This is a genomic window from Mesorhizobium sp. LSJC280B00 (assembly GCF_000502835.1).
In the GTDB taxonomy this organism is placed as follows: Bacteria; Pseudomonadota; Alphaproteobacteria; order Rhizobiales; family Rhizobiaceae; genus Mesorhizobium.
This window is the reverse complement of record NZ_AYVL01000016.1, coordinates 118,119-143,746: the sequence shown is the minus strand read 5'-3', so window position 1 is coordinate 143,746 and position 25,628 is coordinate 118,119. Positions and strand designations below refer to the sequence as shown.

The following is a 25,628-nucleotide window of genomic DNA, read 5'->3' as shown; positions in this document are numbered from 1 at the left end:
GCGCGTCAACCCATTTCGATTATCGGCGCAATCTCGACGCTGAAACCCGGGTCCGTCAGGATAGGACAATCCTTGGCTTTGCCGACGGCATCGTCGATGTCTTTCGCTTCGATGATGGTGTAACCGGCGGTCGGATTGCTACCGCCATTGTTCTCGACCTTGCCGCCGGGCAGCAGGGTCTTCGACATGCCGACTGGATTGCCACCGTCGACCACGGCTGAGCCAAGCTTGCCGTACCAGCCGTTCCAGGCATCCATCGCTGCCTTCCGTTCGGCCTCCTCGGTCGGCATCTTGCCCGAGCCGTGATAGACGTAGAGAAATTTCGCCATGTTCTCCTCCTTTGATCGGCGGCATCGAACCGGCATGCGGTCATGCCGCATGCCGATCATCGGACCAAACCGGCAAACAAGCAACGAGAATGCGAAGTAGCTAATATAATGTGTGGTTGGCTCGCAACGGCGGTGCCTATCGCGCCATCGCATGGTATTCATCGTTCGGCCGCATGTCGATTGCCGATGCCAGCCGGTTCGACATGTTGAAGAACGCCGCGGTCGAGGCGACGTCCCAGATGTCGCGGTCGGAAAAGCCGACTTGCCGCAGCGCCGCCCGGTCCGCTTCGACGATCTTTGCCGGCTGCCCGGTCAGCTTCACCGCGAATTCGAGCATGGCGCGTTGCCTGTCCGACAGCTCGGCGGCGCGAAAATTCATCACCATCATCTCGCCGAAGGCCGGGTCGCCGGAAAGCTGGCGCACCGCCGCGCCATGCGCGACCAGGCAATAGTAGCAATGGTTGATCGACGAGACGGCCACCGCGATCATCTCGCGCTCGAGTTTCGACAGGCCGGATTCACCCAGCATCAAATCATTGTACATGTCGGTGAAAGCGCGCAGCTTCTTCTCGTCGAAGGCATAGGCGAGCAGCACATTGGGAACGAGGCCGAGCTTCTCCCGGCACTTGGCGAAATAGGCCTTGGTCGCGTCGCTCAGCTCCGCCGGTGCCAGGTCAAGCGCGGTAATTTTCTCCGTCATGGCGGATTTCTCCTCGTTTTCGCCAGGCTGCCGGTGAATTTCGACATTTCGTCGCAAGCCGTCAAACCTTTGTCGCCAAATACCCGTCATCTGTTAGCATAGCCGCAAAAACATGTGACGGGAGGGACTCATGGCCAGCGTAAAGTCAGCGAGCCGGTTGAAAAAAGCCGGCGTGACGAGGGGTGAAGCCGCGGGTGGCGAAAAGCCCGGCAGGCTTGCCGACTACTTGCTGGCCCGAGCTCCGGCCGAAGATGTCGCCGCCTACGACGTCATCGATCTCGAACGCGCTGCCGAACTCGCCGGCCGCGCAGTGGCCAGGCACAAGAAGGACGACTGCGTCGTTGCTATAGACGTTGATTCCGGTGTCGTCCGCCAGCGCCGGCCGATGACGGTGATCACCGTCGTCAACGACAACATGCCGTTCCTGTTCGATTCCGTCCTCGGCGAGATTACAGAAAGCGCCGGCGAGCCGCTGCTGGTTACCCATCCGGTCATAGTCGTCAGGCACGGCAAGAACGGCGTCGAGGAAATCCTCGGCGATGGCGGTTATGCCAAGGGCGACCACAGCCATGACCGACTGAGCGTCATCCATGTCCATATCGGCCGCCTTTCGGCCGAGCAGGCCGAAGGCCTGGCCGCACGCCTGACGAAGCTGCTCGGCCAGGTGCGAGCCGCCGTCACCGACTGGAAGCCGATGCTTGCCCGCCTCGACCAGGCGATCTCGGAATTCCGCTACTCGCCAGTGCCGCTCGACAAGGCCCATGTCACCGAGGCGATCGCCTTCCTCGAATGGCTGCGCGACGACAATTTCACCTTTCTCGGCATGCGCGAATTCAACTACACCGGCGGCGAGACGAGCGGCATGCTCGAGCGCGCCGAAAAGCCCGGCCTCGGCATCCTTTCCGATCCCGACGTGCTGGTGCTCAGGCGCGGCACCGAAGCGGTGAGCACGACGCCGGAAATCCGTGCCTTCCTGCATGGGCCGGAACCGCTGATCGTCACCAAGGCCAACGCCAAGTCATCGGTGCACCGCCGCATCTACCTCGACTACATTGGCGTCAAGACCTACACCGGCAAAGGCGTGCTTTCAGGCGAGCTCCGTATCGTCGGCCTGTTCACCTCGACTGCCTATACGCGCTCGGTGATGAAGATCCCCTACCTGCGCTCGAAGGCGGAAACCGTCATTGCCAAATCCGGCTTCAATCCAAGCGACCATTCCGGCAAAGCTTTGATCAACGTGCTGGAGAGCTATCCGCGCGACGAGCTGTTCCAGGTTCCGGTGCCGATCCTGCGCAAGCATGCCGAAGCCATACTGGGCTTGATCGAGCGACCGCGCGTCAGGGCATTGGTGCGTGTCGACCAGTTCGACCGCTTCGTCTCCGTGCTCGTCTTCGTGCCGCGCGACCGCTACGACAGCGTCGTGCGCGAGAAGATCGGCACCTATCTGAAGACCGTCTTCGAAGGCCGGCTGTCGGCCTATTATCCGGCCTTCCCGGAAGGCGGGCTGGCGCGCGTCCATTTCATCATCGGCCGCTCCGGCGGCAAGACGCCGAAGGTCGAGCAGGCGACGATCGAGGCGGCGATCCGCGACATCGTACGGACCTGGGACGATGCACTGCGCGAGACCGCGACAGAGACCGGCGCCGATGCGAGACTCACGGCCATCGCCTCGCGTTTTTCGGAAAGTTATCGCGACAGTTTTCCGCCGGCCGTGGCGCTTGCCGACGCCAGGCGCATCGCCAAGCTCGATGCGTCAAATCCGATCGCCATCGACTATTACCGTCACACCGTCCAGAAGCCGCATCAGGCGGCGCTGAAGATCTATCACCATGGCAGCCCGGTGGCGCTGTCGCGGCGCGTGCCCGTGCTGGAAAACATCGGTTTCCGCGTCATCAGCGAGCGCACTTTCGAGGTCGGCGACATTCAATCCGGCATGGTCTTCATCCACGACATGGAACTCGAGAACAGCTACGGCAGGCCGATCGACCTCGGCAATGGCGGCGCGCTGTTCGAGGATGCGTTCCTTTCCGTCTGGCGCGGCGATGTCGACAATGACGGCTATAACGGCCTTGCCCAGACCGCCGGCCTGTGGTCGGGCGAGATCACCGTCCTGCGCGCCTATGGCCGCTATCTGCAGCAGGCCGGCATCCCGCAGAGCCAGGATTTCATCGCCGCCGCACTCAACCGTTATCCCGAGATCGCCCGCGGCCTGCATGCGCTGTTTGTCGCCCGCCTCAGCCCGACGGCCGAGACGGAAGGCGTCGTTCAGGCCAAACATCTGAAAGCCAAGATCACGGATGCGCTGGAAGACGTTCCCAACATTGACGACGACACCATCATCCGCCGTTATCTGAACCTGATCGAAGCCTCGCTGCGCACCAATCATTTCGTTTCCGATACGAAACAGAAAGGCCAATCGCTGGCGATCAAGCTCGATTCGCAATCGGTCGACGGGCTGCCGGCGCCGCGGCCATGGCGGGAGATCTTCGTCTACGGCTCCGAGGTCGAGGGTGTGCATCTGCGCTTCGGCCCGGTCGCGCGTGGCGGCCTGCGCTGGTCGGACCGTGCGCAGGACTATCGCACCGAGGTGCTCGGCCTGGTCAAGGCACAGCAGGTCAAGAATGCGGTGATCGTGCCGGTTGGCGCCAAGGGCGGCTTCTACCCGAAAAAGCTGCCGATGAGCGCCGGGCGCGACGCAATTTTCGAGGCCGGCACGGCCGCCTACAAGAATTACGTTTCCAGCCTGTTGTCGATCACCGACAATATCGGGCTGGACGGCGTCATCCCGCCAGCCGGCGTCGTGCGGCGCGATCAGGATGATCCGTATTTCGTCGTCGCCGCGGACAAGGGCACGGCGACCTTCTCGGACATCGCCAACGCCATCAGCGAAAGGCACGGCTTCTGGCTCGACGACGCTTTCGCCAGCGGCGGTTCGGCCGGCTACGACCACAAGAAGATGGGCATCACCGCCAAGGGCGCCTGGGAAGCGGTCAAGCGGCATTTCCGCGAGATGAACCGCGACATCCAAACCACGCCGTTCACCGCCATCGGCGTTGGCGACATGTCAGGTGACGTGTTCGGCAACGGCATGCTGCTGTCGGAGCAGACCCGGCTGATCGCCGCCTTCGATCATCGCGACATCTTCATCGATCCCGATCCCGACATGGCGGCTTCGATGGCCGAGCGCCGGCGTATGTTCGCTCTCGCCCGCTCAAGCTGGCAGGATTACGACAAGACGAAGCTGTCCGAAGGCGGCATCATCGTCTCGCGCAGCCAGAAGTCGATCACCTTGCCGGCCGCCGCGGCTGCAGCTATCGGCCTCGGCAAGACAACGGCCACGCCGGTCGAGATCATGAGTGCCATCCTCAAGGCGCCGGCAGATCTTTTGTGGTTCGGCGGCATCGGCACCTATGTCAGGGCATCGGGCGAGACCAACCAGGACGTCGGCGACCGTGCCAATGACGCGATCCGCATCACCGCGCTCGACCTGCGTGCCAAGGTCATCGGTGAAGGCGCCAATCTCGGCGTCACGCAGCGGGCGCGCATCGAATTCGGATTGAATGGCGGCCGCTGCAACTCAGATGCGATCGACAATTCGGGCGGCGTGAACTGCTCAGACGTCGAGGTCAACATCAAGATCGCGCTGGCTTCCGCCATGCGAAAGGGATCGCTGACGCGGCCGTCGCGCAACAAATTGCTGGCCGAGATGACCGACGAGGTCAGCGCCCTGGTGCTGTCCAACAATTACCAGCAGACGCTGGCGCTGTCCCTTGCTCGCAAGCGCGGCCTTGCCGACATTGCCCATCAGAGCCGCTTCATGGAGGCGCTCGAGGCGCGCGGGCTGCTCGACCGTGCCGTCGAGACGCTGCCGTCGCCGGCGGCTGTTGCCGAGCGCGAAGCGCGCGGCGAGCCGCTCACCCGGGCCGAGCTCGGCGTGCTGCTTGCCTATGCCAAGATCGTGCTGTTTTCCGATATCGTCGCCAGCGACGTGCCGGACGATCCGCATTTCGACCGCGACCTGATGGGTTACTTTCCCGACGGCATGGCAAAGAAATATGCGGCGGAAATCCACGGCCATCGCCTGCGCCGCGAGATCATCGCCCGTGTCGTCGCCAATGATCTGGTCAATCGCGGCGGCCCGTCCTTCGTCAACAGGCTGCAGGAAGCGACCGGGCGCAGTGCCGCCGATGTCGTGCGCACCTTCGCCGTGGTGCGGGATGGCTTTGCACTGCCGGCGCTCTATCGCCAGATCGACGCGCTCGACAACCAGATCGACGGACAGATCCAGCTCGACCTCTATCAGGCGGTCAGCCGGCTGATCTATGTGACCAGCGGCTGGTACCTGAAGAACGATGCCGACACTGCACTGCTCGGGCAGCGGATTGCCGAGTTGCAGGATGCGCGCAAGGCGCTGGAGCCGAAGCTCGTTTCGCTGCTGCCGGCCTTCTCGCGCGAGCGGATCGAGGAGCGGCGGCACAGCCTGTCGAAGGGCGGCGCGCCCGAGAGCCTTGCCGAGCAACTGGCGTTGACCGATGTGGCGGAACTCATCCCCGACATAGCGCTGACGGCGCGGACGGCAAATGCCGGCATCGTCGCTGCCGCCAAGGCGTTTTTTGCAGTCAGCGATGTCTTCCGCATCCCGCGCGTCGAAGATGCGGCGCGCTCGATCACGCCCTCGGATTATTACGATCAACTGGCGCTTTCCCGCGCCACCGACACGATCGGCGCGGCCAGGCGCGGCATCGCGGTGGCGGCGCTGACCGGCCATGCCGAGGCGGCGGATCCGGTGTCGGCATGGTTGGAGGCCGGCGGCGAACGGGTCGGACGCATCCGCGAGCGGTTGCAGGCGCTGACCGAGGGCGGCGACATCACCGTGTCGCGGCTGTCGGTGGCATCCGGCCTGATGAGTGATCTGACGCAGCTGTGAGACGTCTTCCATATCGCGCGGGATTGCCGGGAAGAACTGCGCTATAGAGCGAACGGCGCCCTGCTTTGGGGGGCCGGAGCATGATCCCAAAAAGTGACGATCGGCTTTTGGACAAGATCGTGCTCAACAGAAGACGGAGCGTCATTCCGATTCGATCGGCATGGAGCAAGCTCCAGCGGAGGGGACATGGCTGAGATGGCAGTGCAGCGGGCATCGGGACGCGGCATCTGGGGATGGATGCTGTTCGACTGGGCGGCACAGCCGTTTTTCACGGTCGTTACCACCTTCATCTTCGGTCCTTATTTCGTCTCGCGCATGGCCAGCAATCCGGAGACCGGGCAAGCGGCCTGGGGCTACGGCATTGCCGCCGCCGGCCTCGTCATTGCCGTTTTGTCGCCGGTCCTCGGCTCGATCGCCGATCAGACCGGACCACGCAAACCTTGGATCGCCTTCTTCGCCGCGGTTAAAATCACCTGCCTCACCCTGCTGTGGTTCGCCGCGCCCGGCTCTGATCTTTTTCTGGTCGTGGCGTTGTTCTCGCTGGCGTCGGTCGCGGCGGAATTCTCGACCGTGTTCAATGATTCGATGATGCCCCGCCTGGTGCCGAAGAGCGACATCGGCAGGATCTCGAACATGGCCTGGGGACTCGGCTATCTCGGCGGCATGATCGCACTGATCTTCGTCGTTACCGTCATGGCCGGCTCGCCTGAAACCGGCAAGACCGTCGTTGGGCTCGACCCGATCTTCGGCCTCGACCCCAGGCTCGGCGAGGACGCGCGCGCTACCGGGCCGTTGTCGGCGGGCTGGTATTTCCTGTTCATCCTGCCGATGTTCTTCTTCACGCCTGATGCGATCAAAGGCATTCCAATCGGGCCGGCGGTGCGCGAAGGCCTGTCGGAACTGAAGTCGACGCTGGCCGAAGTGCGCAAGCGCAGCGGCATTTTTCGCTTTCTCGTCGCCCGTATGATCTATCAGGACGGCGTCAATGCACTGCTGGCGCTGGGCGGAACGTTTGCGGCGGCAATGTTCCATTGGTCGATTACCGAGATCGGCCTGTTCGGCATCATCCTCAACGTCGTTGCCATCGTCGGCTGCCTGGTTGCCGCACGCCTCGACACAGCGCTGGGTTCCAAGACCATAGTGATGATTTCGCTGGTCATGCTGAGCATTGCCACGATCGGCATCGTTTCGACCGGACCGGGCTATACGCTGTTCGGCGCCTGGGTGATGCCCGGACTGGATGGTGGCGGATTGTTCGGCACGGCGGCGGAAAAAGCCTACATTTTCTACGGCCTGCTGATCGGGCTTGCTTTCGGCCCGGTGCAGGCATCGTCGCGCTCCTACATGGCGCGCAGCGTCTCCGCTGCCGAATCGGGCCGCTATTTCGGCATCTATGCGCTGGCCGGCCGGGCAACCAGTTTTGCCGCACCCTTCATGGTGGCCACGATCACCCTGGCCAGCGGCTCGGCGCGGCTCGGCATGGCGGCGATCGTGCTGTTCCTTGGCGCCGGCATGGCGATCCTGATCGGCACGCCCTATCCGGCAGATCGGCCGGCGGAGTGAGCTGCTCTTGCCTTCTCCCACAGCGGGAGGGTAACGCGTTCAATGCCGGAAATGCCTCACTCCGGTGAAGACCATGGCAATGCCGTGAGCGTCGGCGGCGGCGATGACATCGTCGTCGCGCATCGAGCCGCCGGGCTGGATGACGGCGGTGGCGCCGGCTTCGATTGCCGACAAAAGCCCGTCCGCGAACGGGAAAAAGGCATCCGAGGCGACGACCGAGCCCCTGGTCAAAGGCTCCGTCAGGCCGGCAGCCTCGGCCGCGTCGAGCGCCTTGCGCGCCGCGATGCGCGAGGAATCGACCCGGCTCATCTGGCCGGCGCCGATGCCGACTGTAGCGCCATCCCTGGCATAGACGATGGCGTTCGACTTGACGTGCTTTGCCACGCGAAAAGCGAATTTCAGATCGGCCAATTCGGCCGGCGTCGGAGCGCGCCTGGTCACCACTTTCAGCTCGAGGTCATCCACCACCGCGTTGTCGCGGCCCTGGACCAGCAAACCGCCGGCAACCGATTTCAAGCCAAGGCCCGCCGCGCGCGGGTCGGGCAGGCCGCCGGTGACCAGCAGGCGTAGGTTCTTCTTGGCGGCAATGATGCGGACTGCTTCTTCGGACGCCTCCGGTGCGATGATCACTTCGGTAAAGGTCTTGACGATCTCTTCGGCGGTTCCGGCATCGAGGATGCGGTTCATGGCGACGATGCCGCCGAAGGCCGAGACCGGGTCGCAGGCCAGCGCCTTGGCATAGGCCGCCTGCAGCGAAGCGTCCTCAGCGACGCCGCACGGGTTGGCGTGCTTGATGATGGCAATTGCTGCGGAGCGCGACGGGTCGAACTCGCCGACCAGCTCGAAGGCAGCGTCGGTGTCGTTGATGTTGTTGTAGGAAAGCTGCTTGCCCTGAAGCTGGCGCGCCGTGGCGACGCCCGGCCGCCTGTCGCCGTTGACATAGAAGCCGGCGCCCTGATGCGGGTTTTCGCCATAGCGCATCACCGACTGCAGCTTGCCGCCGAAGGCGCGCCATGTCGGATGCTCGATCTCAAGCGCCTCGGCGAACCATCCCGAGATCGCCGCATCGTAGGTGGCGGTGCGGGCAAAGGCCTTGGCTGCCAGCTTCTTGCGGAAATCCAGCGACAACGACCCGAAATTCATCTCCAGCGCGTTGAGCACCGAGGCATAGTCATCGGGATCGGTGACGATGCCGACATAGGCGTGGTTCTTGGCCGAGGCACGGATCATCGCCGGGCCGCCGATGTCGATGTTCTCGACGATCGCCGCGTAGTCGGCGCCGGAGCGACGCACCTCTTCGAACGGATAGAGATTGGAGACGACGAGATCGATCGGCTCGATGCCGTGGTCGCGCATCGCTGCGGCGTGCTCGGGATCGTCGCGCACGCCAAGCAGTGCGCCATGCACCGACGGGTGCAGCGTCTTGACGCGGCCGTCCATGATCTCGGGAAAGCCGGTGAGCTCGGACACGTCGCGCACCGCCATGCCCGCCTCGGCAAGGGCCCTTGCGGTGCCGCCGGTCGAGACTAGCTCGACGCCGGCCGAAGCCAGCGCCCTGGCGAAATCGATCAGGCCGGTCTTATCAAAGACGGAAAGGAGCGCGCGACGGATGGGTACAAGGTCGGGCGCGGGAATGTTCTTGGCGGCGACGGCCATGGGCTGGCGGCCTTTCCAGTTCTGGTTGGAGAGCGTCCGCGGGCCGTAGCATATGAGGCCCGGAAATCAAGCCGCAAGACTTGATCAGTGTCTGCCGTTGCCACCGGCTTCAGCTTTTTCCGGACGGCCGGCGATGATGGTGCGCGTCAATTGCCAGTGGACCTCGGCAATTTCCGAGGCCTTGAACGCAAGCACGATCTGGCGGCTGCGGCGCGGGCCGCCAAGCCCTGCGAAATAGATCGATTCCTCGACCTCTGGCACCACTTCGGTAGAGGTAAACACCCAGGTGTCGGCATGGTCGGCGGCCAGCACCAGACGGTCATGCTCATCCTGGAGCAGGCTTATATCGGGATGGACATGGAAACGCACCGTGACGAAGTCACGTCCATTGTTGCGGATAGAAGCGCCGCCCGGGCGCAGGAAACGGTCCCTGCCGGCAAACACATTGCCTTCGGTCGATAATTTCAGCTCGCGCTCATGCAGGAAGCCGAAGCGCGCCACATAGCCGTCATGGCGGGCGATGAAGCCCTGGCTGCCCTTCTGGTCGGTGCGCTTGCAAGGTACATGCTGCGGTCCGCCGATCAAAGGCGTGCCGAGCAGGTCGTTGACGCGCAAGGAGTGATTGAAGCGCGCCGACGACGTGTCGTTGATGGTGGCGGTCGAGTGGGCGGCGGTGGCGCGGGCAAGCGGCCGGAACTCGGCGGCGCCATAAGTATCTATTCCGGCGTTGACGATATAGTGCTGGCGGCCCGACGACAATTCGAAGGCGAGGCATCCGGCGTGAGCGGCATTGGATACGTCGACGGGGGGCGGCGGGCCGGTATCGGCGATCACAGTGACACCGCCCATCGACAGGCGCTCATAACCCGAATGCGGCGCGTGCAGCAACGGTGCGCCGGCGGTGTCGTCGTGATGCAGGATGCTGGCGATACGGTCGTGAATGGTGGCGCCCATGCCGTTGAAGCGGGCAAGGCTGCCGTCCTGATGGCGAAAGAAGCGCAGTGCCGGCAGCATCCGGTCGATGGCGCCGATCAGGGCGGCCGGCGGCGTCTCGGCCTGATTGGCGTATGTCTGGCGCAACGGCAGAAGGTCGGCGAGGATTTCAAGCACGGTCATCGGATTACGCGAGATATGGCCGCCGTCAGGCAGGATCTGGCGGTCGAGCTCCTCGGCGAGATTGCGGGTAGCACCGCGTAGCGCCGAGGCCGGCGCCGGCAGCGACAAAGCGGCAAAGGCCAGCGCAATGCGGGCGCGCAGCCTGTCCTTGCCGTCCGGCATCTCGCGCACCATGGCGCGCAGATAGCGGATCTGGACGGCGAGCGATTTCAAGAACGCGCGGTAGAACGGAAATTCGGCGCCCTGCAACACGATCGAGGAATGCTGCAGCCAGGCAATGACACGCTTGGCCGTCGTGCCGGGCTCCCAGGCGACGCCGGAAATATGGCTGCCATGGATTGCAATCCAGTCGGAAACCAACGCCCGCGCGTTGGCGGCGGCGAGCTCGGTACCGGCGGCACGCATATGGCGCAGCCAGCGAAAGCCATGCAGCGTTTTTTGCCAGCCGGGATTGGGCACGTCGATCTGGAAGGGCGATTTGCCGCCGGTCTCGACCAGATGCCCCGAAAGCGGATAGCGGCCGTAATAGATCTCGAGCGCGATCTGAGGATCGGCGAGCCGCAGGTCCGGTGGGGCGATCAGGACGCGCTCCGGCGTGCGGCCTGAGTAGCGCCAGCGATAGAGTGGCCCGGCGCGCAAGCGCCGGCGCGTCTTGCGCCAGAACTCCCTCGCGACAAGCGTCCACAGACGCGTCGTGTTACCGGCAGCGATTGCCAAAACCCCTCCTGATCGTCCTCACCCAAGCACAAGTTTATATGATTCAAGAACTTGTGCGAAGGCGAATTCCGCGGCGGTGGGGCCGTTCAGCCTGTTTTCCATGCCTCCTCGCCCCATGAAGCCGGACGGCACTTCAAGATCGTCCCTTAGCCGGCTCTGCGCATGCGGGCGGCGAAGAAGCCGTCCAGCCCGGAGCGGCCCGGCGAGCCTAGCTCCAGATCGGCAGGCGTGGTGCGCAACGTGCCTTGCGGCGTCAGAAACGGGTCGATGCCGGCGATCTCACCCGGCCGAAGCGGGTCGTCGACAATCTCCGCATTGCCGGCGAGAAAGTCGCGATAGAGCTCTTCGCCTTCCAGCGGATCGAGCGAACAGTTGGAAAAGACGATGCGTCCACCAGGCTTGACCAGGGTGACGGCGCGGGCAAGCAGCCGGCGTTGCAGGTCGGCCAGTTTTTCGACGTCGGCCGCCGTCTTCGTCCAGGGAACGTCGGGATGCCGCCGCACCGTCCCGGTCGAAGAGCATGGTGGGTCGAGGAGGACGGCGTCGAAGAGGTCCTTCGGCTCGTATTTGAGCAGATCGGCCTGGACGATCTCGGCGGCCAGACCGAGCCGTTCGAGGTTCTGCGTCAGCCGTGCCAGCCGCGTTTTGGACATGTCGAGCGCGGTGACGTGGGCGCCGGCGAGGATCAGCTGGGCGGTCTTGCCGCCCGGCGCGGCACAGAGGTCGGCGATTCGCAAACCATTGATGTCGCCGAACAGCCGGGCCGGCAGGCTGGCCGCTGCATCCTGAACCCACCAGGCGCCTTCCCCAAAGCCGGGCAGTTCGGTCACGGAAGCGCTGAGCTTTTCCACCCGCACCGTGCCGGTCGGCAAGACAAAGCCGCCGAGCCGTTCGGCCCACAGCGCCGGGTCCGACTTGACCGAGAAATCGACCGGTGCCTCATGGCGATGGGCGAGCAGTATCTGCCTGGCCTTGTCGAGGCCGTAGACCGTTTTCAAACGGTCGGAAAACCATTTTGGCGCCTCGTCGGTAGCGGCACGTGCTGCGGCGAGCTCGTCCTGCTTGGCCCGCGCCAGCGTGCGCAGCACGCCGTTGACGAGGCCGGAAAAGCGCGCCGTGCGCGGATCGGACTTGGCGTGTGTCACGGCGAGGTCGACGGCGGCGCTGTCGGGAACATCGAGGAACAGGATCTGCGCTGCCGCCACATGCAAAATGTGCGAAAGCGCCGTGGCGTTGGGCGGCAGCGGCTTTTCCAGGCGACGGGCCAAAAGGCCTGATATGGTCATGCGGTAGCGCAGGGCGGTGACCAGAATGGCGCGCACCAAGGCGCGGTCGCGCAGGTCGAGCGCCTTGTACTGCGGATGGCCGTTCTCTTGGTCGGTCAGCCCGTCGAGCGGCGTCCTCGCGTCTATAACCGCGGCAAGCAGGCGCGCGGCTGCCTTGCGCGCGGCGAGGCCGGCTACGGCCTCGCCGCTCGAATTGTGTTCACGATCGCCTGAAATTCCGTGCCGGCGCTTCGCTGAACTCACGACCACGGACCTTTGGGGCCGGTCGGATTGCGTCCCCAGGGATTGGGTCTCGGCTTGGCCGGCTCAGCCGGCCTCTCGGGCCGCGCGGCCCTGTCCCACGGACCAGACGGCTGCTGCCCGGTCCCTTCCGGCGCCGGCCTTGGCGTCGCGGCCGCTTCGGGTGCGCCGGCCATTTCGCTCGCCATCCTCTGCAACGCGGCGATGCGGTTTTCTGTGCTCGGGTGAGTGGAAAACAAACTGTCCATGCGCTCGCCGGAAAGAGGATTGATGATGAAGAGATGGGCGGTTGCCGGATTGCGCTCGGCATCCGGGTTGCGGATGCGTTCGGCGCCCCGCGCGATCTTGTCAAGTGCCGAGGCGAGCCACAGCGGGTGTCCACAGATTTCGGCACCGCGCCGGTCGGCCTCATATTCGCGGGTGCGGCTCACCGCCATCTGCACGATCATGGCGGCCAGGGGCGCGACTATCATCGCCACCAGCACGCCGACGATGCCAAAGGAATTGTTATTGTCGCGGTTGCCGCCGAAAAAGAAGGCGAAATTGCCGAGCATCGAAATTGCGCCGGCAAAGGTGGCGACGATCGTCATGGTCAGCGTATCGCGGTGCTGCACATGGGCGAGCTCGTGTGCCATCACCGCCGCGACTTCTTCATGCGATAGCCGCTCGAGCAGGCCGGTGCTGGCGGCGACAGCGGCATTTTGCGGATTGCGGCCGGTGGCGAAGGCATTGGGCTGCGGATTGTCGATGAGATAGGTTCTCGGCATCGGCAGGCCGGCACGTTGCGCGAGACCCTTCACGATGGCGTAATATTCAGGCGCGTTGCGTTCGTCGACTTCGATCGCACGGTGCATCGACAGCACCATCTTGTCGGCGTTCCAATAGCTGAACAAATTGGTGCCGGCGGCGATCAGCAACGCGATCATCATGCCGCCGGATCCGCCGATGAGATAGCCGACACCCATGAACAGGGCCGTCATTGCGGCCAAAAGCATGGCGGTGCGAAGGGTGTTCATCGTCTGCTCCGTTCTGGCCCAACAAAGGGGTCGATCCTTGTGGGCCCATCGCTATATGATGGGAAACAGCGGTTCCCGTTTCAATCGGGGCCTGTTTCAATCTAGCGGAAGATCGCATGATCGACAAAACCAGCCAAACGCATGCTAACGGCTCGCCGCAAAAGCCGCTGACCCCGGCAGCCAGGCGCGCCTTGGTCGAGGCCGAGGCCCGGCGGGAGAAATATCGCGAGCAGGAAGCCACGCTGCCGAGGGAGATGGGCGGGCGCGGCGGCAAGGAGCCTGGCCGCTATGGCGACTGGGAGGTCAAGGGCCTGACCAGCGACTTTTAGCCCAGGCAGGGTGCTAGTCAAACAGGCAGCGCGGCCCGCTCCACTCCGATGGCAATCCAGCCGCTGGAATCGACGGCGATGCCGATCGCGTCATAGCCGGCGATGGTGGCATGCGGCGTCTCCAACGGATGCCGGTGCGTGGCGCTGATCACCACGACCGCAGCGCCCGCGGCTTCGGCCGCCGCTATGCCGGCCGGCGCGTCCTCGAAGACGAGGCAGTCGCCCACATCGACGCCGAGCCGTTCGGCCGCCAGCCGGAAGCAGTCGGGCGCCGGCTTGCCGCGCGATACATCCTCCGCCGCAACAATCACGGCGGGAGCCGGAATACCCGCGGCCTGCAGGCGCAGCAGGGCGAGCTCGCGCGGTGCCGAAGTGGCGATCGCCCAGCTTCCAGGCGGCAGCGACGCCAGGAAGGCCGCGGCGCCGGCAATCGGGCGAATGCCCTCGACATCGGCCGCCTCGGCCTGCAAAAGCGAATCGGCTTCGCGGGCAGGATCGACGCCTGGGAGCGCCAGCCGGCCGATGGTCTCGATCGCCCGCACGCCGTGGATGGTCGGCAGGAATGCGGCGACGTCAAGACCTTGCCGATGCGCCCACGCTGCCCAGACCCTTTCCGCTGCGGCGATCGAATTGAGAATCGTGCCGTCCATATCGAACAGGAAGGCCGCGAATTTTCTGCCTGCAAACATCGGTTTCCCGGGGTCATCTTGGAGGGATTATTTCGAAAGACGCGTGTCAATCGACCGTAACGTTGCCGCGTCCGTATGGGAAGCCGCGAGGCGTCGTTTTTGACGACCACAAGGAACCGCCACGCACTGTCCCGCGTTGATCGGCACTATCTTCCATGACGATCGCAGGGGAGGGCGATGCTGATTCGGCTCGGCTATGAAATTGCCATTGAATGCGTTGCAGCAACGCCGGTCGTTTCATTGCTCGATATCCACGGGGATCGCCAGGCCGACATCAAGCGGCAGACGCGCGTGCTGACCTCGCCGTCGGTCCCGACCAGGGTCTACCACGACCTTTTCGGCAATAGCTGCCGCCGCTTCACGGCGCCGGCCGGAAGCTTTCGCATCCTTTATGACGCGGTGGTCGAGGACAGCGGCGAGACGGACGAAGTCAACACGCTGGCGAGAGAAGTCCCGGTTGCCGAATTGCCGGACGAGGTGCTCGGCTATCTGCTCGGCAGCCGTTACTGCGAGACCGACCATCTCGGCGACCTGGCCTGGCAACTTTTCGGCCAGCTTCCACCGGGCTGGGCGCGGGTGCAGGCCATCGTCGACTATGTCCACAACCGCCTGTCCTTCGGCTACGGCTATGCGCGCTCGACCCGCACGGCGGCGCAGGCGCATGAGGAACGCGTCGGCGTCTGCCGCGACTTTGCCCATCTGGCGATCACGCTCTGCCGCTGCATGAACATCCCGGCCCGCTACGTGAACGGCTATCTCGGCGATATCGGCGTGCCCGCCGATCCGGCGCCGATGGATTTCTCGGCGTGGGTGGAAGTGTTCCTCGACGGCAGGTGGTACACTTTCGATCCTCGCCACAATGTGCCGAGGATCGGCCGCGTCGTCATCGCCCGCGGCCGCGACGCCACCGACGTGCCGCTGCTGCACAGTTTTGGCCCGCATCGGCTCACCCTGTTCAAGGTCTGGACGCACGAGCAGGAAGGTAATCTGTTCAAGCCGCCTTGTCGTGGCGTCGACAAGACGGTCAGCGCACGGATGCTGGCCTAGTCTTTCGGGACACATTCACAGTCCGTGTTTCCATTTCCCGCCACCGCGATCGTGCTGAACCGGTTCGATACATCTCGTCTGTACCGGATTGGGACGCAGTCCAGTCGTCCTGAATTGCGAGCCTGTTCGTGGTAAGCGCTTTGTCGACAAAGCCGTGCCGGCGCAGCTTTCGTTTACCCTCTGTTTACCCTGCCGCCGCTCGAAACCGTTTGGAAACAATGACCTGATCGCGGGCCGGTCGCTTTCCCGGGCCTGGCGGCGCGATCCGGCCGGATTCCTGCAATGCGCGTTCGGACAGCTGCAGGCTGTAGCGAATGGAGGCGGAAGGAATGCGGCGTTTCGGGGGTCTTGTTCAGACGATCGGCGGCTTTGCCGGGGATCGCAGCGGAAATTTCGCGGTCCTGTTTGGGATAATCGGCTCAGTGCTGGCACTGAGTGTCGGCTTTGCGGTCAACGTGTCCCAACTCTACAATGTAAAATCGAGCCTGCAAGGCGTGGTCGATGCAGCGGTCACCTCGACGGCCCGCGACCTGACAACCGGCGTCATCAGCGAGGCCGACGCCAGCAAATCGGTGCAGGCCTTTCTCGATGCCAACAGCACGGCGGGTATCCTCCAGGACAACCAGATCGTCCTCGACAATCTGGTTGTCGACAGGACAGCCAAGACTGTCCAGGCGGACGTCCATGTCAACGTCAACTACTATTTCCCGCTTTTCAGCACGGGTGGCATGCAACGCGTCCCCGCATCGACGACGGCGCTCTATTCGGACAAGCAGATCGAAGTCGCGATGATGCTGGACGTGACCGGGTCGATGGCCGGCCAGAAAATCATCGATCTGCGGGCGGCCGCGGCGAATGCTGTCGACAGCTTCCTGGGCGGCCAGGACCCCTCCAAGCCACGTGTGCGGGTTGCCATCGTGCCTTATGCCAATTCGGTGAATGCCGGTACACTTGCCGCCAGCAGCGTCTATGTGGAAACCACCGCCAGTCAACGCAAACAGGCGCCGGCCAATGACGCCGTGCAGTATGTCTCGGGCTTTATCCGTCCCGATAATTGCGCCACCGAGCGCAAGGGGACCTATCAGTATTCGGATGCGGGCCCCGACGTCAGCATGGTCAATCGCGACTACCTGCTGTCATCCTTCGCCTGGCAGACCGGCACCGCCGCCTGCCCGATCGCCGCGCTGATGCCGCTGACAGCGGATGCGACGGCGCTCAAGACGGTCATCAAGAATTTCGTCGCCTCCGGCGGCACCGCCGGCCATATCGGCGTGCAGTGGACCTGGTACATGCTTTCGGAAAACTGGGGCAGTGTGATGAAAGCCTCGGAACGGCCGGCCAAGATGGATCCAAAGAAGGTTGCCAAGATCGCGATCCTGATGACCGATGGCGAATTCAACCTGTCCTACTTCGATGCGAGCACGGTCAGCGACGTCTACAATGACGCCGGCAAGGAGCCGACCCGCACGGCCGCCAAGAAACTTTGCGCTGCCATGCGCGACAAGGGCATCGAGGTCTTCACCATTGGGTTTGACCTAAACGAAACGAATGCCAAGGCGACGCTCCAGGATTGCGCGAGCCCGGACACCGCCAAGATCAAGCACTTTTATCAGGCGGCCAATGGAACGGAACTCAACCAGGCTTTCCAGGATATAGCGCGCAACGTCGAGATGTTAACCGTAACCAAATAGGGGACAACAGCCCAAAAAGGAAAGGCCGCCGCTTCTCGCGAAGCCGGCGGCCTTCCGTGTTTCCGTCCATGGCGCGGCTCCTGGCGGCGACCCTGGTCGCCAGCCGCGCATCTCGCGCCTTAGCGGGAAGACTGCTTCCCGAAAGTGCGATCCGCTGAGGCCACGTTCTGGAAAACGAAATCACTCGACATCGGATCACCTCCTTTCGATTTGTTGAACACTCCCTCATGATGGGGTGTCATCCGGCAAATGGCAAGGCGCGGCACCCGAAAATCCTGAACAAGCCTGCTTGTGCACTCGGGCGGCTTGCGGCCGGCCGATCGGGCAGGCAAGATCGAGCCGCTATTGTTCCGGGCCACTATTTTGCCGGGTAAGGGAGGACGGGATGGAGGCAGCCGAGAGAGCGGCCCGGATTGTTCGGACGGTCATCGAGACGCTGAAGCCGGGTTTTGCGGTGAGGCTGTGGACAGGCGAGCGGATCGGCCCGGCTGCCGGCCCGGTGCTCACCATCAACGACCAGGACATCGTCTGGCAGATCGTACGTCGGCCCTCTTTATCGACGCTGATCGAGATGTGGATTGCCAAGGCGGTCGACGTCGAAGACGGATCGCTGTTCGATTTCTACGCCTTGCCCACGCACGGCAAGCTCAGGACGAAGCTCAAGACATTGCCGAAGCTGGCGATCCTGCGCGACCTGCCGGCGGTGCTGTTTTCGCGAAAACAGATGACGACGCGAACCGATCTTTCCGGCCGCAATCCTTTCGTCAGCGGTTCGAGCAAGGAGGCGATCGAGCATCATTACGACATTTCCAACGCATTCTACCGGCTCTTCCTCGACGAGCGCATGGTCTATAGCTGCGGCTACTTCAAGGATTTCGCCAACGATATCGATCAGGCCCAGAGAGACAAGCTCGACCATATCTGCCGCAAGCTTCGGCTGAAGCCCGGCGATAGATTGCTCGACATCGGCTGCGGCTGGGGAGCGATGCTCATCCATGCGGTGAAGAATTATGGCGTCGTCGGCCACGGCGTTTCGCTATCGGAAGCACAGACCGAGCTCGCCCGTGAACGCATCCGCGCCGAGGGGCTGGAGGACCGCATCACCATCGAGATAAAGTCCTATGCCGAGCTGTCCGGCTCCTTCGACAAGATCTCGTCGATCGGCATGTTCGAGCATCTGGGGCTTGCCAACCATGCGGCCTATTTCTCGAGGATCCATCGCCTGCTCAAGCCGGGCGGCATCTATCTGCACCACGCCATCACCCGGCGCGACAAGGGCAGCTTGAAGAAGACGCTGCGCAAGGGGCCGGAATTCAAGGCGCTGATCAAATACATTTTTCCGGGCGGCGAACTCGACACGATCGGCATGACGCTCGGCAATCTCGAGGCCCACGGCTTCCTCGTCTACGACGTCGAAAATTTGCGCGAGCACTATGCGCGCACCTGCAGGCTATGGGCCGAGCGCCTCCACGCACGCTTCGACGAAGCTATCGCCGAGGTCGGCGAAGCCAAGGCGCGGCTCTGGCTGCTTTATCTCACCGGCTGCTCGATTACCTTCGAACGCGCCTCGGCGCAGGTTTTCCAGACCGTCGCCACAAGGCGCGCGCGTGGGCCGAGCGGCCTGCCGCCGACGCGGGCGGATTTGTACCGATAGCTACAGGAGGCGCATCGTGGCGCCGATCTCGACGCGGGCCGGTCGATCGACGGTGCAGTAGACGCCGAGGTTATGGGCGTTGTGGCGGACCAGGCTGCGCAGGATTGCCGGGTCGTGGTCGAACCCGTCCTGGCCAATGATGGTGAAGCCGCAGCGGCGGCACGGCTCGGAGATGGTCAGGAGCAGGTCGCCGATCGCCAGCTTGCGCCCGATCCATTCCGTCTCGGGGAACGACCCCTCGACCTCCGGCACATCGACGACGATGTTGGGGCGGAAGCGGCGCGCGTCGGCGGTGCCCTTTGGATGCAGCACTTTCAAACGCGCCAGTGAGGCGGTGGTCAGCAGATGAATAGGGGCTTTGACGTAGCGTTCCGTCAGCAGAGGGCCGGCGTAATCCGGAGCCGCATTTTCCCGACGGAACGGCCGGATGGAAGCCGCAAAGCCGAGATAGGCGCAAATGGCGCGATCACTTTGCGCGCCAGGTGCCGAAAGCCAGCGTCCGTCGGGGATGGCGACCTCCAGCCTGCCGGCCTGCGACAGCCGGGTGCGGATGCGGGGCACCTTGTGCCATTTCGCTTCGCGGTCGGGCCGTGCGATTTCATCGGTCGAGGTATCGACAAGACCAAACAGGCGGTCGCCTTCGACGGTATGCCGGTCGACGGAGATCGCCTGCTGAAACTCGCCGGCGAGCGAGCTCGCGGGATAGCGCCAAAGCTCGGTGACGGCGCCCAATGCGGGTTGCATCAGCCCTTCTTGTTTTGCCGGTTGGCGATAAGGTCGTCGACGACCGCCGGATCGGCCAGCGTCGAGGTATCGCCGAGCGCGGCAAAATCATCCTCGGCGATCTTGCGCAGGATGCGTCGCATGATCTTGCCGGAACGGGTCTTCGGCAGGCCGGGCGCGAACTGGATCTTGTCGGGCGAAGCGATGGCGCCGATCTCCTTGCGGACATGGGCGACGAGTTCCTGGCGCAATTCCTCGCTTGGCGTTTCGCCGGCCATCAGCGTGACATAGCAGTAGATGCCCTGGCCCTTGATATCGTGCGGGTAGCCGACGACGGCGGCCTCCGAGACCTTCTCATGCGAAACCAGCGCCGATTCGACCTCGGCGGTGCCCATGCGGTGGCCGGAGACGTTGATGACGTCGTCGACGCGGCCGGTGATCCAGTAGTAGCCGTCAGCATCGCGGCGGCAGCCGTCGCCGGTGAAGTATCTGCCCTTGTAGGTCGAGAAATAGGTCTGCACGAAGCGGTCGTGATCGCCATAGACGGTGCGCGTCTGGCCCGGCCATGAGTCGGCAATACAAAGATTGCCGCTGGCTTCGCCTTCGAGCACCTTGCCGTCGGTATCGACCAGCTGCGGCTTGACGCCAAAGAAGGGCCGCGTCGCTGAACCCGCCTTGAGGTGGGTGGCGCCCGGAACCGGCGTGATCATGATGCCGCCGGTCTCGGTCTGCCACCAGGTATCGACGATCGGCACCTTGCCGTTGCCTACGACGTTGAAATACCACTCCCAGGCTTCCGGATTGATCGGCTCACCGACGGTGCCGAGCACGCGCAGCGACTTGCGCGACGTTTTGGTGACATGGGCATCGCCGGCGCCCATCAGCGCGCGCAACGCCGTCGGCGCCGTGTAGAAGATGTTGACCTTGTGCTTGTCGATCACGTCCCAGAAACGCGACTGCGACGGGTAGTTCGGCACGCCTTCGAACATCAGCGTGGTGGCGCCGTTGGCGAGCGGCCCGTAGACGATGTAGCTGTGGCCGGTGACCCAGCCGACATCGGCGGTGCACCAGTAGATATCGCCGTCATGATAGTCGAAGACATATTGGTGGGTCATCGAGACATAGACGAGATAGCCGGCGGTGGTGTGCAGCACACCTTTCGGCTTGCCGGTCGAGCCGGATGTGTAGAGGATGAACAACGGGTCCTCGGCGTTCATCTTCTCGGGCTTGCATTCGGCCTTAACCGTCGCGACCTCGTCATGGTACCAGACGTCGCGCCCGGCGGCCCAGCCGGTCTTGCCGCCAGTGCGGCGCACTACCAAGACCTTTTCGACTTTCGTTCCGGCCTTGGCGGCGATCTCGATCGCCTTGTCCGTGTTCTCCTTTAGCGGGATCGGCTTGCCGCCGCGCAGGCCTTCGTCGGCGGTGATGACGAAGGTCGACTTGCAGTCATCGATGCGTCCGGCCAGCGCATCCGGCGAAAAGCCGCCGAAGACGACCGAATGAATGGCGCCGATGCGCGTGCAGGCGAGCATCGCATAAGCGGCCTCCGGGATCATCGGCATGTAGATGGTTACGCGGTCGCCCTTCTTGACGCCGTGCTTTTTCATCACATTGGCGAGGCGGCAGACATGCGCGTAAAGCTCGTTATAGGTGATCTTCCTGTCGTCGTAGGGATTGTCGCCTTCCCAGATGATGGCGGTCTGTTCGCCGCGCTTCTTCAGATGCCGGTCGATGCAGTTCCAGGAAACGTTGGTCTGGCCATCCTCGAACCATTTGATTGAGACCTGGCCGTCGAAGGACGTGTTCTTGACCTTGCTGTACGGCTTGAACCAGTCGATGCGCTTGCCGTGCTTGCCCCAGAACTTGTCCGGGTTCTTGACGCTGTCGGCGTACCATTTCAGGTAGGTGTCATTGTCAATCAGCGCGTTCTTCTTCCACGCCGGCTGGACGCGATGGACATGAACATCGGACATTTCTTCGCCTTCCTCCCCAAAACCAAACCGCCGGCTTGACCGCCGGCAGGATCGCGGCGATGCGGCCGCGAATTCGCGCGCATTATTAACAGTTCGGCCGCGACGGCAACATTAGACGTTGGATTCGCGCGGCGGGATGCCGCAGGTGCTTTGCCGGGTCGTGTCAGCACTCTCGTGAGTCGGCTGCTAAGCGCATGTTTTTGCGGGAGGAATCTGGTTCGATCGCAGAAATATCAATAGACGATTAAGCAAATGGGGTGCACAATTTCAGGCTGGGAGGAAGGAGAATCAACCAGGGGACCGCAATGCGCGACCATTCCGAAATGGACCTGATGCTCAAGGGCTATGGCTTGACCACGGCCAAGATTCTTTATCACTTTCCAGATCATCCGCATCTGCTGCAGAGCTTCATCTGGCAGGATTACGACATCGCCCCGAAATTTCCCGTGCTGATCCGTTTCATCGAGTTCTGGAAGGCCAAGCTCGAAGGCCCGCTGCATTCGGTCAGCTACACGCACCAGAAGCTGATCGCGCCGAACGAATGGCGCAAGGTCGACGGCGAGTTCGTTCTGCATTAGCCGGGCGGGCGGCAGCCTGGGAGCCGCCGCCCAGCTTTTGGAGCGTCAGACTGCGGGCGGGTTCAGCCGGGCAAAACCCTCCTGCCGGCGATAGGGAAAATACGGATAGGGTGCGGTGACCTCACTTGCCGTGTCGAGCTTCTTCATCTGCTCGGCTGTCAAGGACCAGCCGACGGCGCCGAGATTCTGGCGCAACTGCTCCTCGTTGCGCGCGCCAATGATGACGGAGGCGACGGTCGGCCGCTGCAGCAGCCAATTGATGGCGATCTGCGGTATGGTCTTGCCGGTTTCCTCGGCGACAACATCAAGCGCGTCGACGACCCGATAGAGATGCTCATCCTCGACGGGCGGTCCGAAGCTTGCCGTGTCGTGCAGCCGGCTTTTCTCAGGCAGCTTCTGGCCACGGCGGATCCTGCCGGTCAGGCGGCCCCAGCCGAGTGGGCTCCACACCAGCGCACCGACACCCTGGTTGAGGCCGAGCGGCATCAACTCCCATTCATAATCGCGTCCGACCAGCGAGTAATAGACCTGATGGGCGACGTATCGGGGATAGCCATATCTGCCCGCCAGGCCGAGCGACTTCATCACTTGCCAGCCGGAAAAATTGGAGACGCCGACATAACGCAGTTTGCCGGCGCGCACGAGACTGTCCAGTGTCGACAGCACCTCCTCGATCGGTGTTGCTGCGTCGAAGGCGTGCAGTTGCAGCAGGTCGATGTAGTCGGTGCCAAGGCGCCCCAGCGCGTCTTCGACGGCCTTGATCAGGCGTGAACGTGACGATCCGGCATCGTTGGGACCGTCGCCCATCGGCAGCGAGGTCTTGGTCGAGATCAGCACGGCGTCGCGGCGGCCCTTGATGGCAGCGCCGAGCACTTGTTCGGAAGCGCCATTCGAATAGACGTCGGCGGTGTCGAACAGGTTGACGCCGGCCTCAAGGCAGATGTCGACCAGCCGCCGTGCTTCCGTCGCATCGCTGTTGCCCCAGGCGCCGAACAGCGGGCCTGAACCGCCGAAGGTTCCAGCGCCGAACGAGAGCGCCGGGACCTTCAGGCCTGATGCGCCAAGATTTCGATAATCCATGGGTTTGCTCCTTGTGGAAGGATGGCTGTTTCAAAGATTGGTTGAGGTTTGCCGTTCTATGACCGCGCGATTTCCGGTGTGGCGAGGACAGGATCTCGGTCGAGGCGCAGCGCAAACGCCGCCACGGCAAGCGCTGAAAGCGGCAACAGGGCCGCGACCCAGGTGACGGCATCGAGGCCGGGACCATGGGCGATGACCACGCCGCCGAGCCAGGCGCCGGCAGCATTGCCGAGGTTGAAGGCGGCGATGTTGAAGGATGAGGCGAGGCTCTGGCCGGCGCCTTGTGCCTTTTCCAGTACCCACATCTGCAGCGGCGCCACGGTGGCGAAGGCGGCGGCGCCGAGCAGGCCGACATAGATAACGGCCATGACCTGGCTGTGCAGGGCGAAGGTCATGGTGCCGAGCACCATCGCCAGGACGACGAGACTGCCGAGAACGGACGGTACCAACCAGCGGTCGGCGAACTTGCCGCCGGCGAGGTTGCCGGCAATGAGGCCGCCGCCGAAGACCAGCAGGATCGGCGACACCGCTGCTTCATCAAAACCGGTGATCTCGGTCAGCAACGGGGCGATGTAGGTGAAGACGGCGAAGACGCCGGCATAGCCAAGCACGGTGGTAGCAAAGCCAAGCAGGACCGGCGTGCGGCCGAGCACGGCGAGATCGGCGCGCAAATTGCTCTTCTCAGGCTCTGTTCGGCTGCCCGGCACCAGCAGCAGAATGATGGTAAAGGCGGCGATGCCGACCAGGGTCACCGCCCAGAAGGTCGCGCGCCAGCCGAAGGCTTGGCCGAGCCATGTGCCGAAGGGCACGCCGAGGATGTTGGCGATGGTCAGGCCGGTGAACATCAGGGCGATCGCCGAGGCTTTCTTGTTGGGCGCCACCAGTCCGGTCGCCACGACCGAGCCGACGCCGAAGAAGGTGCCGTGGGCGAAGGCGGTCAGTACGCGCGCACCCATCAGCGTCCAGTAGTCTGGGGCAAGCGCACAAGCGAGGTTGCCCAGCGTGAAGATCGCCATCAGCGCCAGAAGCACGGTTTTGCGCGGCCAACGGCCGGTTGCGATCGTCAGCAGCGGCGCGCCGATGACAACGCCCAGCGCATAGCCGGAAATCAGCTGGCCGGCAGCCGAGATCGAGACGTCGAGATCGGTGCTGACGTCGAGCAGCAGGCCCATGATGACGAATTCGGTGACGCCGATGCCGAACGCACCGGCGGCAAGAGCGTAAAGAGCAAGGGGCATGGCGGTTCCCACTTCGATGACGACCAGTTTTGACGACGGGCGCCGTGTCCTCCCACGCCCCGATCCGGAAGATCGTGCCGCGATGTGCTGTGAACCAGCCTTGCATCGGGCACATCGTCTGTGAAATAGATTCACCAATGGCCAGGCCCGACATCAATCGCTCCGGCGAGATCGAAGTGTTCGTCCGCGTCGTCGAGGCGGGCAGCTTTTCAGCCGCTGCCCGCGCGTTGCGGATGACGCCGTCGGCGGTGAGCAAGCTGATCGCGCGGCTGGAGGCGCGGCTTGGTGCGCGGCTGGTCAGCCGTTCGACGCGCAAGCTGCAACTGACGCCGGAGGGGGCGGCGTTCTTCGACAGCGGCGTGCGCGTCCTGGCCGACATGGCGGCGGCCGAGCGCGAGGCAGCGGCGGGTGCCGCGCCGCGTGGCCGGCTGCGGATCAACAGCTACGTGCCTTTCGGGCAGCATCGGCTGATCCCGCTTTTGCCGCGTTTCCTAGAACGCTACCCCGAAATCTCGGTCGATCTGGTGTTGACCGACGATGTCATCGACCTGATGGAGGAGCGCGCTGACGTCGCCATCCGCGCCGGACCGCTCGGCGAATCACGGCTGGTGGCGCGCAAGCTCGGGCAGAGCCGGGTGGTCGTCGTTGCGGCGCCATCGTATCTCGAAGCGCGTGGCACGCCCAAGACGCCCGCCGATCTCGATCGTCACAACCGGATGGGCTTCCGTTTCGTACGTCACCTCGAGGGCTGGCCTTTTATCGACGCGGCCGGCAAGCCGATCACCCTGTCGATCATCGGAAATACGCTGGTCAGCGACGGCGAGGCGATGCGGCTGATGGCGCTCTCGGGGGCGGGCCTCGCCCGGCTGGCACGCTGGCATGTGGAGGCCGACATTGCCGCCGGCCGGCTTCTGCCGCTGCTGGAAGAGTTCAACCCCGGCGACGAGGAACTCACCCACGCCGTCTATGTCGGCCAAGGCAAGCATCTGCCGGCGCGGGTGCGGGCGTTTTTGGACTTTTTGGTCGAGACGGTCCGGCTGACCTGAGCCCAAAAAAGATCGGGAGCCTGCCGG

Annotated in this window: 19 protein-coding genes; 8 read left to right on the top strand and 11 right to left on the bottom strand. The window is 63.6% G+C overall.

Annotation, left to right across the window (positions count from 1 at the left end; translation table 11 throughout):
- Window positions 1–5 precede the first annotated feature (5 nt).
- Complete coding sequence (locus tag X773_RS60940) at window positions 6–329, bottom strand: YciI family protein (protein ID WP_023678126.1); 324 nt, start codon at window positions 327–329, stop codon at window positions 6–8.
- 136 nt (window positions 330–465) lie between these two features.
- Complete coding sequence (locus X773_RS60935) at window positions 466–1,029, bottom strand: peroxidase-related enzyme (protein WP_023678125.1); 564 nt, start codon at window positions 1,027–1,029, stop codon at window positions 466–468.
- Between the two features lie 130 nt (window positions 1,030–1,159).
- Between X773_RS60935 and X773_RS60930 the strand changes: the two genes are divergently transcribed.
- Window positions 1,160–5,956, top strand: a complete 4,797-nt coding sequence (locus X773_RS60930; protein WP_023678124.1) for an NAD-glutamate dehydrogenase — start codon at window positions 1,160–1,162, stop codon at window positions 5,954–5,956.
- Between the two features lie 186 nt (window positions 5,957–6,142).
- Window positions 6,143–7,519: an MFS transporter gene (locus X773_RS60925; protein WP_023678123.1), complete on the top strand. Its 1,377-nt coding sequence runs from the start codon at window positions 6,143–6,145 to the stop codon at window positions 7,517–7,519.
- 39 nt (window positions 7,520–7,558) lie between these two features.
- On the opposite strand, the gene purH is transcribed toward X773_RS60925, so the two are convergent.
- The 4 genes from purH to htpX all read right to left on the bottom strand — a co-directional run bounded on the left by purH (window position 7,559) and on the right by htpX (window position 13,550).
- Window positions 7,559–9,175 carry a bifunctional phosphoribosylaminoimidazolecarboxamide formyltransferase/IMP cyclohydrolase gene (gene purH / locus X773_RS60920; RefSeq protein WP_023678122.1) on the bottom strand — a complete coding sequence of 539 codons (1,617 nt, stop codon included), beginning with the start codon at window positions 9,173–9,175 and terminating at the stop codon, window positions 7,559–7,561.
- A gap of 84 nt (window positions 9,176–9,259) precedes the next feature.
- Complete coding sequence (locus tag X773_RS60915; protein WP_023678121.1) at window positions 9,260–11,008, bottom strand: heparinase II/III family protein; 1,749 nt, start codon at window positions 11,006–11,008, stop codon at window positions 9,260–9,262.
- 146 nt (window positions 11,009–11,154) lie between these two features.
- Window positions 11,155–12,543, bottom strand: a complete 1,389-nt coding sequence (locus X773_RS60910) for an RsmB/NOP family class I SAM-dependent RNA methyltransferase (protein WP_023678120.1) — start codon at window positions 12,541–12,543, stop codon at window positions 11,155–11,157.
- Window positions 12,534–13,550 carry a zinc metalloprotease HtpX gene (htpX, locus tag X773_RS60905; protein ID WP_023678119.1) on the bottom strand — a complete coding sequence of 339 codons (1,017 nt, stop codon included), beginning with the start codon at window positions 13,548–13,550 and terminating at the stop codon, window positions 12,534–12,536. The genes X773_RS60910 and htpX overlap by 10 nt, the downstream gene beginning before the upstream one ends.
- A gap of 116 nt (window positions 13,551–13,666) precedes the next feature.
- Between htpX and X773_RS60900 the strand changes: the two genes are divergently transcribed.
- Window positions 13,667–13,879: a DUF1674 domain-containing protein gene (locus X773_RS60900; RefSeq protein ID WP_023678118.1), complete on the top strand. Its 213-nt coding sequence runs from the start codon at window positions 13,667–13,669 to the stop codon at window positions 13,877–13,879.
- A 17-nt stretch (window positions 13,880–13,896) separates the two neighbouring features.
- On the opposite strand, the gene X773_RS60895 is transcribed toward X773_RS60900, so the two are convergent.
- Window positions 13,897–14,568, bottom strand: a complete 672-nt coding sequence (locus tag X773_RS60895; RefSeq protein WP_023678117.1) for an HAD-IA family hydrolase — start codon at window positions 14,566–14,568, stop codon at window positions 13,897–13,899.
- A gap of 177 nt (window positions 14,569–14,745) precedes the next feature.
- Between X773_RS60895 and X773_RS60890 the strand changes: the two genes are divergently transcribed.
- The 3 genes from X773_RS60890 to X773_RS60880 all read left to right on the top strand — a co-directional run bounded on the left by X773_RS60890 (window position 14,746) and on the right by X773_RS60880 (window position 18,960).
- Window positions 14,746–15,615: a transglutaminase family protein gene (locus X773_RS60890; RefSeq protein WP_023678116.1), complete on the top strand. Its 870-nt coding sequence runs from the start codon at window positions 14,746–14,748 to the stop codon at window positions 15,613–15,615.
- 329 nt (window positions 15,616–15,944) lie between these two features.
- Window positions 15,945–17,306: a pilus assembly protein gene (locus tag X773_RS60885; RefSeq protein ID WP_023678115.1), complete on the top strand. Its 1,362-nt coding sequence runs from the start codon at window positions 15,945–15,947 to the stop codon at window positions 17,304–17,306.
- A gap of 385 nt (window positions 17,307–17,691) precedes the next feature.
- The gene (locus tag X773_RS60880; protein ID WP_023678114.1) at window positions 17,692–18,960 is read left to right on the top strand and encodes a cyclopropane-fatty-acyl-phospholipid synthase family protein; all 1,269 of its coding nucleotides are present in this window, start codon (window positions 17,692–17,694) and stop codon (window positions 18,958–18,960) included.
- On the opposite strand, the gene X773_RS60875 is transcribed toward X773_RS60880, so the two are convergent.
- Both X773_RS60875 and acs read right to left on the bottom strand, forming a co-directional pair.
- Window positions 18,961–19,704 (bottom strand): MOSC domain-containing protein, encoded by a 744-nt coding sequence (locus X773_RS60875; protein ID WP_023678113.1) that lies wholly within the window; start codon window positions 19,702–19,704, stop codon window positions 18,961–18,963.
- Entirely contained in the window at window positions 19,704–21,659 is a 1,956-nt protein-coding gene (gene acs, locus X773_RS60870) for an acetate--CoA ligase (RefSeq protein WP_023678112.1), read from the bottom strand. Before acs ends, X773_RS60875 begins: the two co-directional genes overlap by 1 nt.
- Window positions 21,660–21,964: 305 nt before the next feature.
- Here acs and X773_RS60865 point away from each other — a divergent pair, with 305 nt between their 5' ends.
- Window positions 21,965–22,237, top strand: a complete 273-nt coding sequence (locus X773_RS60865) for an usg protein (RefSeq protein ID WP_023678111.1) — start codon at window positions 21,965–21,967, stop codon at window positions 22,235–22,237.
- Between the two features lie 45 nt (window positions 22,238–22,282).
- On the opposite strand, the gene X773_RS60860 is transcribed toward X773_RS60865, so the two are convergent.
- Entirely contained in the window at window positions 22,283–23,317 is a 1,035-nt protein-coding gene (locus X773_RS60860) for an aldo/keto reductase (protein WP_023678110.1), read from the bottom strand.
- 56 nt (window positions 23,318–23,373) lie between these two features.
- The gene (locus X773_RS60855) at window positions 23,374–24,555 is read right to left on the bottom strand and encodes an MFS transporter (RefSeq protein ID WP_023678109.1); all 1,182 of its coding nucleotides are present in this window, start codon (window positions 24,553–24,555) and stop codon (window positions 23,374–23,376) included.
- Window positions 24,556–24,692: 137 nt separating this feature from the next.
- Between X773_RS60855 and X773_RS60850 the strand changes: the two genes are divergently transcribed.
- Entirely contained in the window at window positions 24,693–25,601 is a 909-nt protein-coding gene (locus tag X773_RS60850) for a LysR family transcriptional regulator (RefSeq protein ID WP_023678108.1), read from the top strand.
- Window positions 25,602–25,628: the final 27 nt, after the last annotated feature.